This is a genomic window from Acetobacter aceti NBRC 14818 (assembly GCF_000193495.2).
In the GTDB taxonomy this organism is placed as follows: domain Bacteria; phylum Pseudomonadota; class Alphaproteobacteria; order Acetobacterales; family Acetobacteraceae; genus Acetobacter; species Acetobacter aceti.
The window spans coordinates 2,451,624-2,465,367 of sequence record NZ_AP023410.1; the positions used below are offsets into that span (position 1 = coordinate 2,451,624).

Annotated in this window: 21 protein-coding genes and 1 pseudogene; 15 read left to right on the forward strand and 7 right to left on the reverse strand. The window is 61.3% G+C overall.

Translation table 11 applies throughout. The annotated features are described in order from the left end of the window. Positions 1–506: 506 nt before the first annotated feature. Positions 507–824, forward strand: a complete 318-nt coding sequence (locus EMQ_RS11220) for a DUF736 domain-containing protein (RefSeq protein ID WP_026200067.1) — start codon at positions 507–509, stop codon at positions 822–824. A 61-nt stretch (positions 825–885) separates the two neighbouring features. Here the strand turns inward: EMQ_RS11220 and EMQ_RS11225 are convergent, their stop codons facing one another. Continuing rightward, positions 886–1,134: a helix-turn-helix domain-containing protein gene (locus tag EMQ_RS11225; RefSeq protein ID WP_018307993.1), complete on the reverse strand. Its 249-nt coding sequence runs from the start codon at positions 1,132–1,134 to the stop codon at positions 886–888. Positions 1,135–1,405: 271 nt separating this feature from the next. Here EMQ_RS11225 and EMQ_RS17320 point away from each other — a divergent pair, with 271 nt between their 5' ends. From EMQ_RS17320 to EMQ_RS11265, 9 genes are all read left to right on the forward strand, one after another. Then, on the forward strand, positions 1,406–1,534 hold the full coding sequence (locus EMQ_RS17320) for a hypothetical protein (protein ID WP_269208723.1): 129 nt from the start codon (positions 1,406–1,408) through the stop codon (positions 1,532–1,534). After that, positions 1,489–1,611, forward strand: a complete 123-nt coding sequence (locus EMQ_RS17200; protein WP_231368046.1) for a transcriptional regulator domain-containing protein — start codon at positions 1,489–1,491, stop codon at positions 1,609–1,611. Before EMQ_RS17320 ends, EMQ_RS17200 begins: the two co-directional genes overlap by 46 nt. A 58-nt stretch (positions 1,612–1,669) precedes the next feature. Then, a complete protein-coding gene (locus tag EMQ_RS11235) occupies positions 1,670–2,191 on the forward strand; it encodes a DNA -binding domain-containing protein (RefSeq protein WP_231367945.1) in 522 nt (173 codons plus the stop codon). A 96-nt stretch (positions 2,192–2,287) separates the two neighbouring features. Continuing rightward, positions 2,288–2,584 carry a helix-turn-helix transcriptional regulator gene (locus tag EMQ_RS11240; protein ID WP_006560342.1) on the forward strand — a complete coding sequence of 99 codons (297 nt, stop codon included), beginning with the start codon at positions 2,288–2,290 and terminating at the stop codon, positions 2,582–2,584. Further along, on the forward strand, positions 2,581–3,630 hold the full coding sequence (locus EMQ_RS11245) for a replication initiator protein A (RefSeq protein ID WP_018307991.1): 1,050 nt from the start codon (positions 2,581–2,583) through the stop codon (positions 3,628–3,630). Before EMQ_RS11240 ends, EMQ_RS11245 begins: the two co-directional genes overlap by 4 nt. Further along, positions 3,627–4,115 (forward strand): DUF2840 domain-containing protein, encoded by a 489-nt coding sequence (locus EMQ_RS11250; RefSeq protein WP_018307990.1) that lies wholly within the window; start codon positions 3,627–3,629, stop codon positions 4,113–4,115. Before EMQ_RS11245 ends, EMQ_RS11250 begins: the two co-directional genes overlap by 4 nt. Beyond that, entirely contained in the window at positions 4,112–4,741 is a 630-nt protein-coding gene (locus tag EMQ_RS11255) for a S26 family signal peptidase (RefSeq protein WP_010668428.1), read from the forward strand. Before EMQ_RS11250 ends, EMQ_RS11255 begins: the two co-directional genes overlap by 4 nt. A 46-nt stretch (positions 4,742–4,787) precedes the next feature. Continuing rightward, positions 4,788–5,129 (forward strand): DUF736 domain-containing protein, encoded by a 342-nt coding sequence (locus EMQ_RS11260; RefSeq protein ID WP_010668429.1) that lies wholly within the window; start codon positions 4,788–4,790, stop codon positions 5,127–5,129. Then, a complete protein-coding gene (locus EMQ_RS11265; protein ID WP_010668430.1) occupies positions 5,126–5,677 on the forward strand; it encodes a lytic transglycosylase domain-containing protein in 552 nt (183 codons plus the stop codon). The genes EMQ_RS11260 and EMQ_RS11265 overlap by 4 nt, the downstream gene beginning before the upstream one ends. Positions 5,678–5,800: 123 nt before the next feature. Here EMQ_RS11265 and EMQ_RS17205 read toward each other — a convergent pair. Then, positions 5,801–5,923 (reverse strand): annotated as a pseudogene (locus EMQ_RS17205) (glutathione S-transferase); the annotation flags it as partial. Positions 5,924–6,073: 150 nt separating this feature from the next. Between EMQ_RS17205 and EMQ_RS11275 the strand changes: the two are divergent. Then, positions 6,074–6,628 carry a TetR/AcrR family transcriptional regulator gene (locus tag EMQ_RS11275; protein WP_010668432.1) on the forward strand — a complete coding sequence of 185 codons (555 nt, stop codon included), beginning with the start codon at positions 6,074–6,076 and terminating at the stop codon, positions 6,626–6,628. 200 nt (positions 6,629–6,828) lie between these two features. Here EMQ_RS11275 and EMQ_RS11280 read toward each other — a convergent pair whose 3' ends face one another. Further along, positions 6,829–7,428: an alpha/beta fold hydrolase gene (locus EMQ_RS11280; protein WP_010668433.1), complete on the reverse strand. Its 600-nt coding sequence runs from the start codon at positions 7,426–7,428 to the stop codon at positions 6,829–6,831. Between the two features lie 453 nt (positions 7,429–7,881). Here EMQ_RS11280 and EMQ_RS11285 point away from each other — a divergent pair, with 453 nt between their 5' ends. Continuing rightward, entirely contained in the window at positions 7,882–8,115 is a 234-nt protein-coding gene (locus EMQ_RS11285) for a type II toxin-antitoxin system Phd/YefM family antitoxin (RefSeq protein WP_010668434.1), read from the forward strand. After that, positions 8,100–8,498: a type II toxin-antitoxin system VapC family toxin gene (locus tag EMQ_RS11290; protein WP_231367944.1), complete on the forward strand. Its 399-nt coding sequence runs from the start codon at positions 8,100–8,102 to the stop codon at positions 8,496–8,498. The genes EMQ_RS11285 and EMQ_RS11290 overlap by 16 nt, the downstream gene beginning before the upstream one ends. Positions 8,499–8,524: 26 nt before the next feature. Here EMQ_RS11290 and EMQ_RS11295 read toward each other — a convergent pair whose 3' ends face one another. The 4 genes from EMQ_RS11295 to EMQ_RS11310 all read right to left on the reverse strand — a co-directional run bounded on the left by EMQ_RS11295 (position 8,525) and on the right by EMQ_RS11310 (position 11,317). Further along, positions 8,525–10,273 carry a recombinase family protein gene (locus EMQ_RS11295; RefSeq protein WP_018307989.1) on the reverse strand — a complete coding sequence of 583 codons (1,749 nt, stop codon included), beginning with the start codon at positions 10,271–10,273 and terminating at the stop codon, positions 8,525–8,527. A gap of 36 nt (positions 10,274–10,309) precedes the next feature. Then, positions 10,310–10,735, reverse strand: a complete 426-nt coding sequence (locus tag EMQ_RS11300) for a hypothetical protein (protein WP_010667351.1) — start codon at positions 10,733–10,735, stop codon at positions 10,310–10,312. A 9-nt stretch (positions 10,736–10,744) separates the two neighbouring features. Then, positions 10,745–10,999, reverse strand: a complete 255-nt coding sequence (locus EMQ_RS11305) for a type II toxin-antitoxin system prevent-host-death family antitoxin (protein WP_010667350.1) — start codon at positions 10,997–10,999, stop codon at positions 10,745–10,747. 72 nt (positions 11,000–11,071) lie between these two features. Next, the gene (locus EMQ_RS11310) at positions 11,072–11,317 is read right to left on the reverse strand and encodes a hypothetical protein (RefSeq protein ID WP_041247386.1); all 246 of its coding nucleotides are present in this window, start codon (positions 11,315–11,317) and stop codon (positions 11,072–11,074) included. A gap of 318 nt (positions 11,318–11,635) precedes the next feature. On the opposite strand from EMQ_RS11310, the gene EMQ_RS11315 reads away from it, so the two are divergent. Both EMQ_RS11315 and EMQ_RS11320 read left to right on the forward strand, forming a co-directional pair. Then, positions 11,636–12,898, forward strand: a complete 1,263-nt coding sequence (locus EMQ_RS11315; RefSeq protein WP_014106140.1) for a cation:proton antiporter — start codon at positions 11,636–11,638, stop codon at positions 12,896–12,898. A 70-nt stretch (positions 12,899–12,968) separates the two neighbouring features. Then, positions 12,969–13,445 (forward strand): DUF2840 domain-containing protein, encoded by a 477-nt coding sequence (locus EMQ_RS11320; RefSeq protein ID WP_010668365.1) that lies wholly within the window; start codon positions 12,969–12,971, stop codon positions 13,443–13,445. Positions 13,446–13,744 lie beyond the last annotated feature (299 nt).

Consider the following 13,744-nt stretch of genomic DNA (forward strand, 5'->3'; position numbering starts at 1 on the left):
CAATCGGCTTGAAACGGCAGCCAGCTTTGATGCAGGGAACGCAGGCTATTGCCGGTGTGGCTGATGGGCAGCGTCCCGTCCCGTGTTCCGTTCCTGACCGAGTGGGGAAGGTTGCGGCGGCGTGGTGGGTCATTCCAGCGGCGGACATGATCGGGTTTCTCTCGCGACAGCAAACGATCTCTCCCGACACCCCACGACCCTGTCACGGAACACGACGGGCTGACTTGTCTCCCACAATACTGACGGCGCCGCACACCATGGCCTCTCGATATGGCCGATCTGCCCGAAGAGCGGCTTCGCCTCGCCCGGCTCTGGCGCAACGGCGTCCCGCAACTTTCTTCCTCTGCCGGCTGCGCCGTCATTCCTCGCGCATCAACAAAGTTCCGCGCCGCCGTCCTCCGCGTTGCTCCGGCCTGCACGCAGGTGCGCCGCCGGTCGTCTCCGGGCTGGCGATGGCCATCGAGGCCACGGTGGTCGCGGCCCGATACAAGCCAGGAGACAGGACAATGATCATCGGTTCATTCAAGAAGGTGGGCGAGGGGTACGAGGGCGAGATCGTCACCCTGACACAGAAAGTCCGGGGGATCCGCTTCGTGCCCGAAGGCAACCGGGCCAGCGACAATGTTCCCAACTTCCGGGTCCAGATCGGAAAACTCGAAGCCGGGGCCGCCTGGATCAAGCACACCACGGACTGGCGTGAATATCTCAGCGTGAAGCTGGACGATCCGACCCTTCCCGGTCCGATCTTCGCCAGCCTCTTCGAAGAGGAAGGTGGCGCCTACAACCTAGTCTGGAGCCGCCAGCGCCCGCGTAACGGGGACTGACCACCCCCACACTGGCCCTTCCCGGCGCCGCCGGGAGGGGCTTTCCCTACCGCCAGGCGGCCTACCGTTCCTCACTGGCTGGCGTCACGGTCGCGGCGACATGACTTTCATCCAGCAGCACGGCTGGTCGTACGCCCAGCGCCTGCGACGCATGCCACAGCGAGAGCAGCGTCGCGTTCTGGCGCCCGGTCTCGATCCAGCTGATATAGGCGCGGTCCACGCCCATCCGTTCCGCCAGGGCTTCCTGGCTGAGACCGGCGGCGCGTCGCAGGCGCCTCACGTTCGCGCCGAAAAGTCCTCGGATGTCCATCCGCAGGATAGGAACGATTTGTGTATTATCGCGCTACGTATTATAATACACGAACGGTTTCTCTCCCGCCAGAGTGATGTGCTGAGCGCATCACGTAATGCCGGAAAAACCGACATTTCCCGCCCGCGTGGCCTGAATCTTCCTCCCTCCTCCAAATAGTCCCTATCTGGTCAAAGATTTTCGGGATCACCTCCCTGAGTCTTCGGGACTACCCGTTCCGGTTCCGCACCGGATACTGGGTCGAATCCGTGACATATTGGGGGAGGGGGGCGTGCCGACAATCCGGCCGTGGGATGCCGACCCCTTCGTCGCGCCTTCGCCGGGCTCGACCCTGCCGGTCTCGCCCAGGAATGGCTGCGGCACAACCCGGCCTACCGGCACGATCATGCCGCAACCATGACGACGGGCAAGATTGACGCCGAGGCATGGCGCGCTTTCGCCCGTCGCTGGGGATTGCGTTTTCCCTGTCGACCCTGATCTCCCCGCCTGGCTTGCCCCTGCGTTCTGGGATCCGGACATCGCACCCGAGGTCGCCGTGCGTGGCGATGGGGGTGACATTCTGTCTCGTCTCACGCCGTACGCGCGGGCACGACACGACGGTCCCGATGGTATCCATCTTGTGCTGGACAGCGCAACAGGGCCGCTGCGCATCGTCATCGTCGTCGATCGGCAACCCGATGCGCCAGGAACCTGGTTTGTTATCGATGATGGGCACCTCGCGACCCGTCTCGCCTGCATTGCGCGCTTCGGCCGCCTGCTTGCCGGCCAGGCGCCTGGCCCTCTTCCCTCCACTTTGCGCCTGAGTTCCCAGCAGAAACTGCGCCAGGTTCGCATGCTTTGCATCGTCGAAGGCCGGCACATAGGAATGGCGACACGCCGGATCGCGGCGGGCATCTACGGCGAGAGCATCCTGCACCTGTCCCGCAATGAATGGCGTGCCAGCTCATGGCACCGGGCTTTCTACCGCGATCTCGACGCTGCCGCATTCTATCAGAACGGCGGTCACATCGCTCTCCTTCAAGGGCTGAAGCAGGGGGGTGACAGTCTGGCGGCCTGAACTTTGTCATCCCTCCCCAGGCTCCATTCTCCGGCAGCGTCTTTCCATGAGCCGCGATATTCCGCACGCGGCCCGATCCAACGGGAGGAACACCTCATGCGTGTCCAGCCGACACTGCCACCGCGCTATCTGCGCACCCCGGACGCGGCCAATTTCGTTGGCCTGTCCATCCGCACCCTCGAAAAACACCGGAGTTGCGGTACCGGTCCGCTCTACCGCCAGCTTGGCGGCCGGATCGTCTATGCCGTGGAAGATCTCTGTGCCTGGGCCGACCTGAACGTCCGGCTCTCCACCGGGGATGGTGGTGGCATTCCCATGCCGTCCGATCCCCGCGCCTATATCATCCGCTTGCAGGCCAGGGCTCGCAAGGCGCAGCGGAGTGCCGGACGATGATGCCGGCTGCCGATAGCTGGCGTCAGCCCGACCGCCGCTTTGTGGTCACGGGATCGGCTCGGCCCTGCGACATCCGCGATCTGATGGGGCGTCCGTTTTTCGCGCTGGGGCACATGGCGCGCCTTGAGCCCCTTCGCTACCGCTCGCGTCAGATGGAAATAGTTGTCGAAGCCTCGGCTCCTCTGGGAATGGCGACCATCCGGGACGCCGATATCCTGCTCTGGCTGACCGGCCAGATCGTCGATGCCCTCAACCACGATCTGTGGGTGTCGCGCCATGTGCGCTTCACGCCCTGGCGTCTGTTCCAGGATCTGGGATGGGCTGACGGCACCCACCAGTATCGCCGGCTTCATGGCGCCCTTGCACGTCTGGCGGAAACGCGCGTCACCACCAGCCTGCGGCAGGGGCCGGAGTGGCGCGAGAAGCCGTTCGCCTGGATCAGTGACGTCCGGATTTCCCGTGAGGATGGGGTAGCCCTGACCCTGCCGGACTGGCTCATGGAGATGGCCTGTGATCGCTCCCATGTCCTGAGCGTCGATCCCGCCTATTTCCGCCTTTATGGCGGCCTGGAGCGGTGGCTTTACCGTCTGGCGCGCCGACATGCCGGCCGGCAGAAAGATGGATGGCGTTTCGATCTTCGTGATCTCCATGCCCGGTCCGGCACCCTCTCTCCCTGGCGGAATTTCGTGATCGACGTCGCCGGCATTGCCCGTCGCCAGGTCGTCCCAGGTTACGACTGCAAGGTCATTTATGGCGGAAAACAGCCAGTCCTGCGTATTTCGCCAACGGTATTACCCACCGGTTCTGTGGATAACCGTGTGAATCCTACCATTGCTCACGGTGCGGAAATACCGTTGCTGACGGTGCAGAAAACGCCGCAGTGCGTTGTTTTCAAAAGCGGAATCAGTCCCGTAACTTATATAACTAATATAATAACTTATTATGTAGGGGATTCCGGTCTTTCGGTTTCCCTTCCGGCAGCTCAATCGGGGCATGGAAAAAAGGCTCGGGAAACGGTCGCGGATCGCCTGGTTGGTGTTCCATGAGCGCCCCTTCTTTCCGGCCAGCAAACCATGCACTCACCACGGTCGAACTGACCTGGATCGAGAAGCGCATCGAGCACTGGATCCGGTTCGGCCGTCCCGTCGAGGACCGCATCCTTGATCGCAGGCGCCGGCTGATGAGCTTCACGCCGGACAGTGTATTTGCGTTCATCCGCTGGGCCGCAAACGATTTCGGCACGGTGGTGTCCTGCATCGACATCGTGCGCGCGGTCGGAGCTTCGGAATCATGCCAGACCGTGCCGTTCGTGCGCCCCGGTGGCGAGAGTCTGCTGCGGCAGAACGGCTGGCCAAAGGTGCGTCGGGTGCTGGAGGCCATCGACGGCGTGGAGGCGCTGGGAATTGACCCTGCGGCCGCCTGCCCCGATCACTGGCGGCACCTGCATCACCGGCTCACAGTGGTGCAGGAGCCGCGTCCCTACACGCGTGAACGCCACGAGGCGTGGCTGCGCAGGAGGGCCGCGTCATGACCCGTCGCGCCTGGTTTTTCGCCACGTATTTTGCCGTGCTCGGCGTGGGCGCCTCGCTGGCGTTTCATCCCACACCGCGCTGGGTCTGGAACGAGACGGCGAGCGTTCCGGTCGGGCTATATCGCATCCAGCCTACCACCCCGGTCCATGTCGGCGACATCGTCGCCATCCGCCTGCCGGAGCGCGAGGCCACGTTGCTGGCCACACGCGGCTACCTGCCGTTCGGCGTGCTGCTGCTCAAGCCTGTGGCAGCACTGGCGGGGCAGAGTGTCTGTCGCATCGGCGTCCACGTCACCATCGACGGCAAGGCGGTCGGCGACGCGAAGACCGTCGACCATCGGGGCCGCAAGCTGCCCGTCTGGCAGGGCTGTCAGCATCTCGGGCCAGGACAGGTCTTCGTCATGAACGCCGCTGTGCCAACCAGTCTGGATGGGCGGTATTTCGGTGTCCTGCCGATGGAAACAGTGATCGGCCGCGCCGTGCCCGTGCATGTCCGGACCGGTGAAGCCGAGCCACCACCGCCGCATTTCGCTCCCCTTCCGGAACCGCCCGAGCCGATGCGGGAGCGACCGCTTCTGGCGCCGCCCATGATGCCCATGAAACCCGGTGAACCACCCATCCAATGATGGTCGCCAGCCATTGAATTTTCATACACCCGAAAGGACTTCTCTCATGAGCCAGATCGGTTTTTTCACCCGGACGTCGGATGGTTTCGCCGGACGGGTGCGCACCCTGTCGCTGGACGCTGAACTGACCTTCATGCCGGCGGAAAACAATGGCGCGGAACATGCACCCGATTATCGCATCCATCTCGGTGAAGGCGATTCAGCATTGGAGATCGGTGCCGGGTGGAAACGCACCGGGGAGCGTGCCGGCGAGTATGTTTCCGTTGTCCTGGACGATCCCTCTTTCATGCAACCGATACGCGCCACGCTGTTCCAGGCCGGGCGCGGCGGGCGTGAGTGGCAACTGGTCTGGAACCGGCCTGCAAAACGTCCAGGAGGTCGGGAATGAACACCCGGTTTTTCATGTCCGCCGGCGTGTTGGCCGTGCTCGCGCTGCCGCTCTCGCCGACCATTGTCCGGGCGCAGGATTTTGACGATCTGGTGCGTCAGGCAGCGAAGCAAAATGCGATCCCGGCGACGTGGGTACGGGCGGTCCTGCGGGCCGAAAGCGCTGGCGATCCGGACGCGGTATCCGGTGCCGGTGCGATGGGGCTGATGCAGCTCATGCCCGGCACCTGGAAGGACGTCCGCCGCACGCTCAATCTGGGGGCCGATCCCTTCGATCCGCACGACAATATCGCAGCCGGGGCAGCCTATCTGCGATGGCTGCACGACCGTTATGGCGATGCGGGTTTTCTGGCTGCCTACAAAGAGAGCGCAGTCAGCGATCGTAGGGTGACCGAGGGCAAACCAGTCCTGTGTCTCGACATGCGCATTGAGCAGCGGCAGGAGTTTGTCGGTCCAGCGCGTGGCGGTTCTCATATCGAGAGGATATCCGAATTTCCGGATCAGACGGGCGGCATTGGGGCCGTTGCGAACCTCGCTCGACGCCACTGAAAGCCATTGTGTGATGGTGGCCTGTGACATGGCGTCTTCAGGCCACCAAGCGCGGTCCGCCAGCCGGGCGGCAAGGTAAACCAGGATGGCCTGAGAGTCCCGAAGTGTGAAGTCACCATCCACCAGAACCGGGACTTCCCCGAACGGGTTCAGTTTCCGGAAATCCGGATCATGGTTCTCACCTGCCGCGAGATCGACCGGAACCAGATCCAGCTTCGTATCGGTCAGGGCCGCGAAAAGCCGGATCTTGTAGCAGTTTCCGGAGACGTCCAGATCATAGAGAAGCATCACGGGGTGTCCTGTGACCGGAGATAGAGGACAGGAGGTGGACGGGACTTGCCCGGCAGCACCATGCATCCTACTGTGACGAACGACCGTTCGTGAGTCAAAGGCGAAATGAGAGAACCCGTTCCTATCCACCGGATCGTTGTCGAAGCCCGCGAACTGTTTCGCGAGTATGGCTACGAAGGGGCGTCCATGCGCGATCTGGCCGATCGCGTGGGCCTGCGTCCGCAAAGTCTCTACACGCGCTTTCCGTCAAAGGAATCGCTGGTGCGCGAGGTGCTGGCCATGACACTCGACGACACGCTGGCCGGTCTTCCGGATCCTGCGACGGACTGGCGTGCGGCTTGGCGGACGCTGATCAAACGGATCGCCGGGACATTCGAGGCGAGGGGGCGCTGCGTGGGATTGCATCTCGCGTATGGCGTGACGGCGCAGACACCGGACGCTCGGGACGCGGTGCGGGCGTTTTTCGCACGATTGCGCGATGCGATGGCCGGGATTCTGGAAGCTGGGAAGATTTCCGAACCGGTATCCGTCGCAACGGATACCCTCGCGCAACTCGAAGGGGCAACGCTCTGGATCACGACCGAAGGCGATATGGAACCTCTCCGGCATGCTGTAGAGCGTGCCTTGCGTATTGGTGACCAGGAAGGGAGGGCCGTGTGATCGAAGCCGGAAGATTGCGTCTCTCGCCCCATCAGATGACGGATTGAAGCCGTAATGCCGGCGTGCCCGGTCACTCAGTGACGCGCGCGAGCTGAGTGTCCAAACTGTGTGAAGACTGACTTCAGACTGTCATCGATTCCGACGCGTAGACTGATGACAGGAGTGCGGGGCGGAGAACATCCGGTTTCGATGAATAACCGTTACAAAGTCGCCGTTAAATGACGCTTCACTTCAATTGCAACGGCTTCGGAATGCGTTTGAGCGAGATCATGATCTGCACCGGGAAAAATGTCGAGGCGAGCATTGGGAAGAAGCGACAGCAGTCGTTCTCCGACTGCTAAGGGACTAATAGGGTCTGCGTCCCCCCAGAGCAGCAATGTTGGCATATCAATGCTTGGTAACTGACTCGATAGATCAACTACGGGATCTGCAATCCATTTTGCTGCCTGCGGGAAGGTGGAAAAATAATCGGACTGCCATTCCGATCCACCTAAGTCCGCGACTGGCACTCCACCCGATGTTGCGGCGAGCACGAGAGATCTGACCATGCCCGGAAATTTCAGTGCCAGTTTCATCGCTATAAAACCGCCCATTGACTGGGCAACGATGCTTACTGGTTCGGTTATTTCATTAGCCACCAAAGTGGTCAAATCATTGATGCTGTTTATGCTAGGGAGAGGTGGCTCAGTGCCCAATCCCGGCCAAGCAAAAAAGATACCGTCAAGCTGGGCATGGGCTGCGACAGGTTTCCAAAAGGAAGCACTGCCACCTGCACCGGGAAGAAACAGCGTCTTAAACATAGCCAATTCTATCGTAGCTTTCGGCGATATGGAAGATAGCGCTGAATAATCGACTTGAGGTAACTTCTGCCTGCCTACCCCGCTCTTACTAAGCAGATAGGCAGTCTTTTGGGGGATTCCCGCCAGTTCGCTGTCGGAAAGCGCGATCAGAGACAGGCCATTAATTGATTGCCGTTCATGATGGACGTGCCATTTGGTGATGAAGAGCTAGCCCTTCCAGAAAAGTCCGGGTCTCTGGGCTCAGCACGACATGATGTGCCTGTTGTCTTACCATCAACCCGTTTCTCCGTCGTTGTGACTAGGGCCTTATATGGTGAGCAGCCCCCACTGGGTGGACCATCGAGTATGATGGGAATCACCAGGAAACGGGGCAGTTCACACACGGGTGGAGCGGAAGGCTGCTCTTGCCAAAAGAAAGGTGGTTAGCTATATAGTTAGACAAAGAGATGCCCCATGGCTCAGTTCTCGGTTCACGATGCCAAGACCAACCTGTCCCGTCTGATCGCCGACGCACTTGCGGGCGGTGAGGTGGTGATCGCGCGTGGTTCCGTACCAGTGGTGCGTCTTGTGCCGGTGGAACCGCAAGGTCGTCGCGTGTTTGGGGCGCTCAAAGGCAAGATCACCTTGGATAAGACCTTTAATGAAGTGCTGCCCGAGGATGAACTGGACGGGTGGAATCTCGTTTGAGGCTACTGCTTGATAGGCACGCGCTGATCTGGTGGCTGGCGGGCGATGAGCACCTGAGTCACCGCGCCCAGGAGGCCATAGCGGATGAAGCCAATGTCATTGCCGTGAGCGCGGCTTCGGCCATGGAGGTCGCAACCAAGTTCCGCATCGGTAAACTGCCGGGGGCGGCGCTGCTGGCGCAGGACTTTGAAGCTATTGTTGCCGGGCAGGGGTTCGTGGAACTGCCAATCAGCGTGACTCACGCGCGCGTCGCAGGCGAGATGAACATTGCTCATAAAGACCCGTTTGATCGTTTCCTGATTGCCCAAGCGCAGGCCGAGGGTATGACGTTGATCTCCAACGAGGCCTTGTTTGACAACTTCGCCGTCAATCGTCTTTGGTGATCGAAGTTACTATGGTTATGAAAAGATCAAGCGAGAGCAGAAAAAATCTTTTCAAAACAATTATCTAAACCCGCTTTATTCTCACCTTGCGATTGTCGCAAATTGAGAACCAATCCTGCCCCCGCAATACCCGATACCGACACTCCCGAAGCCCTGGCTCCGGGAGTGTTCGTGTTTTTGGCTCCCTGACCGTGCGAGGCGGCGAAATCCAATAGCGTGCCCAGTTCGCCATGCAGCGTGGCGTGTATCTCGCCCCGAACCTTGCCGGGTGTGACGACGATTTTCTCGATCAGTGCCCGGATGGCCTCTGAGGCTTCCTGCCGCTCCTCGGGATGGTTCAGGGTTTCCGCCAGCCGCTCGACCTTGTGTTTGAAGATTCCGGCAACGTTGGGATGGATATCCGGCACGTCCTGGGGCTGGGCAGCGAGCAGGGCGACCAGTTCATCCTCTCGGGTCTCCATCTCGCGCATGCGCTCGACCATGCCGCGTGTATAGCCGCCATCCTCGATCACCTGGAGCATCTGTTTCAGCCCCTTGCGCAGTTTCGTCAGTTCCGTCTGCCAGCCCGCCGTACTGGCGCGACGCTCATGGTTGGCGCGATTGGTTTCCTCGACATAGGCGCGCATCGCCTCCGCCGCCGCTTCGGGCGTCATCAGTCGGTCCTTGAGACCCGACAGCATGCGGTCTTCCAGTTCCGGACGGCGGATGGTGGTTTTGTTGGTGCAGGAGCGGTTGTCCATATGGGTGGAGCAGGCGAAGCGGTCGCCGCCCCGGATCGAGCAGGGACCGCCGCACACGCCACAGAACACCAGACCGGAGAGCAGGGATTTCGGGCGGCGCTGGCCATTGAGGCGATTGTTGGAGGCGCGGATACCGGCGCTGATGTTCACGCTCTTTTCCGCGATCAGTGCCTGCTGGGCACGGACGGCTTGCCAGAGATCATCGTCCATGATCCGTAGATCCGGAACCTCGGTGACGATCCACTCTGATTGCGGGTTCAGTCGCGAGACGCGCTTGCCCGTCTGCGGGTCTTTCAGATAGCGCAGGCGGTTCCAGACCAGCCGACCGATATAAAGCTCGTTGTTGAGGATGCCGGTGCCGCGCAGGGCGTTGCCCCGTAGGGTGGTGTTGTTCCACTTACCGCCCGTGGGGCTGGGGATGCCTTCGTCGTTCAGGCGTCCGGCGATGGAAAGCGCACTGCGTCCGGACGCAAACTCACGAAAGATGCGGCGGACGATTTCCGCCTGCGCGTCGTCGATCTCGCGTTCGCCCCGGATCAGTTCGCCCCGTGCGTCCATCTGATGCACGACACGATAACCGTAGCAGATCCCGCCGCCGGATTTGCCAGCCTCGACGCGCCCGCGCAGCCCGCGATGGGTCTTCATGGCCAGATCCTTGAGGAACAGGGCGTTCATCGTTCCTTTCAGGCCGACGTGAAGCTCGCTGATCTCGCCTTCCGCCACGGTGACGATCTGCACTCCCGCGAATTGCAGGCGCTTGAACAGGGTGGCGACGTCGGCCTGATCGCGGGAAACGCGATCGAGCGCCTCAGCCAGCACAATATCGAATTGTCCGGCCTGGGCGTCGCGCAGCAGGGTCTGGATGCCGGGGCGCAGGATCATGCTGGCCCCGGAGATCGCCGCGTCGCGGTAGGTATCCACCACCCGCCAGCCCTCGCGCGTGGCGCGCTCTTCACAGAGCCGGAACTGGTCCTCGATCGAAGCCGCCCGCTGGTTGTCCGAGGAATAGCGGGCATAGAGCGCGACACGGGTCATGACTTTACTTCCTTTATCCTTATAGGTTCTCCATGCTCAGCGACGCACGACGGCGCTTTTCTTCTGTCGGGCGAGGGCCACGAACTCCGCCTTGATCCGGGTGAACAGGCCCGGAGGAATGAAGCCGTAAGCGAAAACACCCGCTTTGCCGGGGACCGGCGACACGCCGCTGCTCGGCCATTCATCGACGTTGTGCTCCGAGACGATGACCCAGCTTGGGACATCATCCAGTCCGATCGCCGCCTTGACCTTCGCCGGTATCTCGATCCCGACCGTATCGCCGGAAGGCGGCGTATGCGTGATTGGCAGAAGCACGACGTAGCGGGGCCGCAGCACGCTGTCGCTGGCCGCAACGAGGCAGGCGGGACGATCCTTGCCCTGATCCTGTCCTCGCGCGGTCTCATGCGTCCACAGATAATCGTAACGGATCACGAGGCCCGGCTTCGGTTCGGGAAACGACACCGACGGCCCTTATTTCAGCAACTCGTCGAGATGCGCATGTTCGGGGTCCATCTCGGCGCGCTCCACAGCAGCCAGCACCACGTCGGACACATCCTCCATCCGGTGGCTTCGCTGGGCCGCCGCGCGGAGCCAGTCATAATGATCGGCGGACATCAGCACATATTCACGGCGGCCGTGCCGGGTGATCTCAACCGGCTCACGCTGGGCCTGATGCTGGAATTCGCCGAATTTGCGCTGGAATTCGAGGGCGCCGACGGTGGGCATGAGCGGGGCATCCTGCTGATGGAGTGGTGATGCCCAAATTATACGTATAATACCTCTTTCTCAAGGATAATCTCATTCCTCCTGTTCCGGCCTGGCCCTGCTGGCGGGATCGTTGTCGTTGGCGATCTGGCCCAGCCGCCGCTCGAATTCCTCGCGGGCGATCTGCCGTCCCAGCAGGCGCGCCAGGACGAGGATCAGTGCGTCCGTTCGCGCCTTCATGGCCGGATTGGGAAGAGCGGACTGGATATTGTCCGTGGGTTCGTTATCGTTGGCCGGAGAATTCGGTCCGGCGTTCGATATGCGGTTTTCGTCCGTCATCGTCCTGCCCTTTCCGTCTGGAGAGGGCAGCAGGATCACGCGCTGAAAATTGCCGCGCAACCGAAAAAATATAGCCATTCCAATGGATTGTCGGCGTGTATCTGCTGCTGCGTACTGGGGCGTAGTCAGGCGTACATTTGGCGGTGTTTTGTACATAAAACGGGAAATCACAAGTTGGTGAATGGTTGGTTTGAGGTTACGACTCGCTGATTGGGTGACTGCGGCTTCTGCCATTCATCAAACCGTCAAGCCCTCCCGCTAATGGACCATGTCCCGGTTTTTCTTGACGTAAAGCGCCTGAGCGGCCAGCGGAGGGGCATGGATACGATCAGCCTCCTTGCCCTGCTGCTGAGCCTCTCGGCAGGCTTCAGCATTCTTAATCACCATACGTTCCGCGTTCCGGTCACGATTGGTGTGCTTGTCTTCTCGTTGCTGACATCGCTTCTGGTGATGGTCCTGAATCCGCTGATTCCGGCCTATGATCTTCAGGCCCTTCCGCGATCTGTACTCGGCGCCATCAATCTGCCTGCGGCACTTCTGAATGGCGCGCTGTCGCTGCTGCTTTTTGCCGGCGCCATGCAGGTCAATGTCGGGCATCTGCGCGCAAAGCTTGCCTCCGTCACCGCCCTCTCTGTCCTGGGGACCGTGCTGGCCGTCGCCTTTCTGGCGATCGCGGCATGGTCTGTCTTCCCGCTGCTAGGCCATACCGTTCCCTTCGCATGGTGCATCGTGCTGGGTGCCATCCTCGCGCCCACCGACCCGGTTTCGGTCGTGGGAATGCTGAAACGTCTGGGACTACCGGGACCGCTTCAGGCTGTTTTTGCGGGAGAAAGCCTGTTCAATGATGGCGTGGGCGTTGTCATTTTCGGTGTAACGATCGGATTGGCGACCGGAGACAGTCAGGGAGTGGCCGCGTCCGGAATTGCCCTGAGCTTCTGCCGCGAGGCGCTCGGTGGCGGTTTTCTCGGAGCGCTCACGGGATGGATCGCGCTCCGTGTGCTCAAGGCGCAGCGGGATCCGCATATCGACCTGCTGACGTCGCTGGCTCTTGCGACCGGAACTTTCAGCATCGCCAACCAGCTTGGCATGTCAGGCGCGATCGCGGTCGTTGTCGCCGGTCTTTGTTTCGGAACACGTTACAGCCATTCCATTTTTGATGAAGCGTCGCGCAAGGAACTCGACGTCGCATGGTCACTCATTGACGAGGTCCTGAACGTCCTGCTGTTCATGCTGATCGGCTTTGAAATCCTTGAGATCACGCCGCATCTGTTTACGGTTCTGGCGACACTTGCCGTAATCCCCCTGTCCATTGCCGTGCGGGCTTTGAGCGTGCTGTTCTCGACCCTTCCGGTCCATCTTCGTCAATGGGAACGGGGCCGCGTTCTCGGCGTCCTGACCTGGGGCGGGCTGCGAGGTGGTATTTCGGTCTCACTGGCGCTTGGTCTACCGCCCGGAGAACTGCGTGATCTGTTGCTGCCCGTCTGTTACGGTGTGGTGGTGTTCACCATCATCGTGCAGGGATTGACCATGGAACGGGTCGCCCGCCGGCTTTATCCGGCATCTCCATCTCAACCTCAATAACGGGTTCCTCCATTCTTCCATCGGCATTCGTGTCGTCTGATGAGCCGACCGTGAAGAGGAAACAGACGTGATGCCCGACGATCCGTCCGTCCTGATCACGACGGTTGAACTGACGTGGATCGAGAAGCAGGTGGAACGCTGGCTGCGCTTCGGGCGGCCGGTCGCGGACACGATCCTCGACCGTCAGCGGCGCATGCTAAGCTTCGCGCCCGGCAGTGTGTTCGCCTTCGTCCGCTGGGCCGCCAACGAGTATGGCACGGTTGAATCGCACATCGACATCGTGCGCACGGTCGGCTCCGGCGAAGACTACCAGACTGTCCCATGCGTGCGGCCGGGCGGCGAGGTGTTGCTGCACCAGACTTCATGGCCGCGCGTCCAGCGTGTACTGGGAGCGATCGACGCGATCGAGGCGCTGGACATCGACCCGACAGAGGTCAGTCCCGATTACTGGCGTCACCTGCACCATCGGCTGGAGGCACGGCAGCAGCCCGATCCCTATACCAAAGCACGGCATCGGGCATGGCTGCGTCGTCGCGCGTTGCATTGAGTGTGCTTCCCGCGTCTAGCTTACCGACGTTTGCCCGTGCCTTTCCCTTCTCTTTCCGGTCAGCTTTTCCATCCTCCTGTCGCGTTCGTTTTGTGCCGGGACAACGCGGCGCTTCGCGCCGCGAGCGGAAGGCGTCGGCTGTGCCGCCGCGTCTATTTCGGGTCGCCTTTGGCGCTCCTTCGAACACCCATTCGACGAACGATCCGACGTTCAGTGACACGCGTTTTCCCGCATCCGGAACACCATACGCAGGGGGTGGATGGCCCGTCTGGATGCACAACGAGCGCAGGTTGACCGAT

Coding starts and splice junctions, on each gene's coding strand:
- EMQ_RS11220 (WP_026200067.1), top strand. CDS start 507: ATGATCATCGGTTCATTCAAGAAGGTGGGCGAGGGGTACGAGGGCGAG.
- EMQ_RS11225 (WP_018307993.1), bottom strand. CDS start 1,134: ATGGACATCCGAGGACTTTTCGGCGCGAACGTGAGGCGCCTGCGACGC.
- EMQ_RS11240 (WP_006560342.1), top strand. CDS start 2,288: ATGCGTGTCCAGCCGACACTGCCACCGCGCTATCTGCGCACCCCGGAC.
- EMQ_RS11245 (WP_018307991.1), top strand. CDS start 2,581: ATGATGCCGGCTGCCGATAGCTGGCGTCAGCCCGACCGCCGCTTTGTG.
- EMQ_RS11250 (WP_018307990.1), top strand. CDS start 3,627: ATGAGCGCCCCTTCTTTCCGGCCAGCAAACCATGCACTCACCACGGTC.
- EMQ_RS11255 (WP_010668428.1), top strand. CDS start 4,112: ATGACCCGTCGCGCCTGGTTTTTCGCCACGTATTTTGCCGTGCTCGGC.
- EMQ_RS11260 (WP_010668429.1), top strand. CDS start 4,788: ATGAGCCAGATCGGTTTTTTCACCCGGACGTCGGATGGTTTCGCCGGA.
- EMQ_RS11265 (WP_010668430.1), top strand. CDS start 5,126: ATGAACACCCGGTTTTTCATGTCCGCCGGCGTGTTGGCCGTGCTCGCG.
- EMQ_RS11275 (WP_010668432.1), top strand. CDS start 6,074: ATGAGAGAACCCGTTCCTATCCACCGGATCGTTGTCGAAGCCCGCGAA.
- EMQ_RS11280 (WP_010668433.1), bottom strand. CDS start 7,428: ATGTTTAAGACGCTGTTTCTTCCCGGTGCAGGTGGCAGTGCTTCCTTT.
- EMQ_RS11285 (WP_010668434.1), top strand. CDS start 7,882: ATGGCTCAGTTCTCGGTTCACGATGCCAAGACCAACCTGTCCCGTCTG.
- EMQ_RS11295 (WP_018307989.1), bottom strand. CDS start 10,273: ATGACCCGTGTCGCGCTCTATGCCCGCTATTCCTCGGACAACCAGCGG.
- EMQ_RS11305 (WP_010667350.1), bottom strand. CDS start 10,999: ATGCCCACCGTCGGCGCCCTCGAATTCCAGCGCAAATTCGGCGAATTC.
- EMQ_RS11310 (WP_041247386.1), bottom strand. CDS start 11,317: ATGACGGACGAAAACCGCATATCGAACGCCGGACCGAATTCTCCGGCC.
- EMQ_RS11315 (WP_014106140.1), top strand. CDS start 11,636: ATGGATACGATCAGCCTCCTTGCCCTGCTGCTGAGCCTCTCGGCAGGC.
- EMQ_RS11320 (WP_010668365.1), top strand. CDS start 12,969: ATGCCCGACGATCCGTCCGTCCTGATCACGACGGTTGAACTGACGTGG.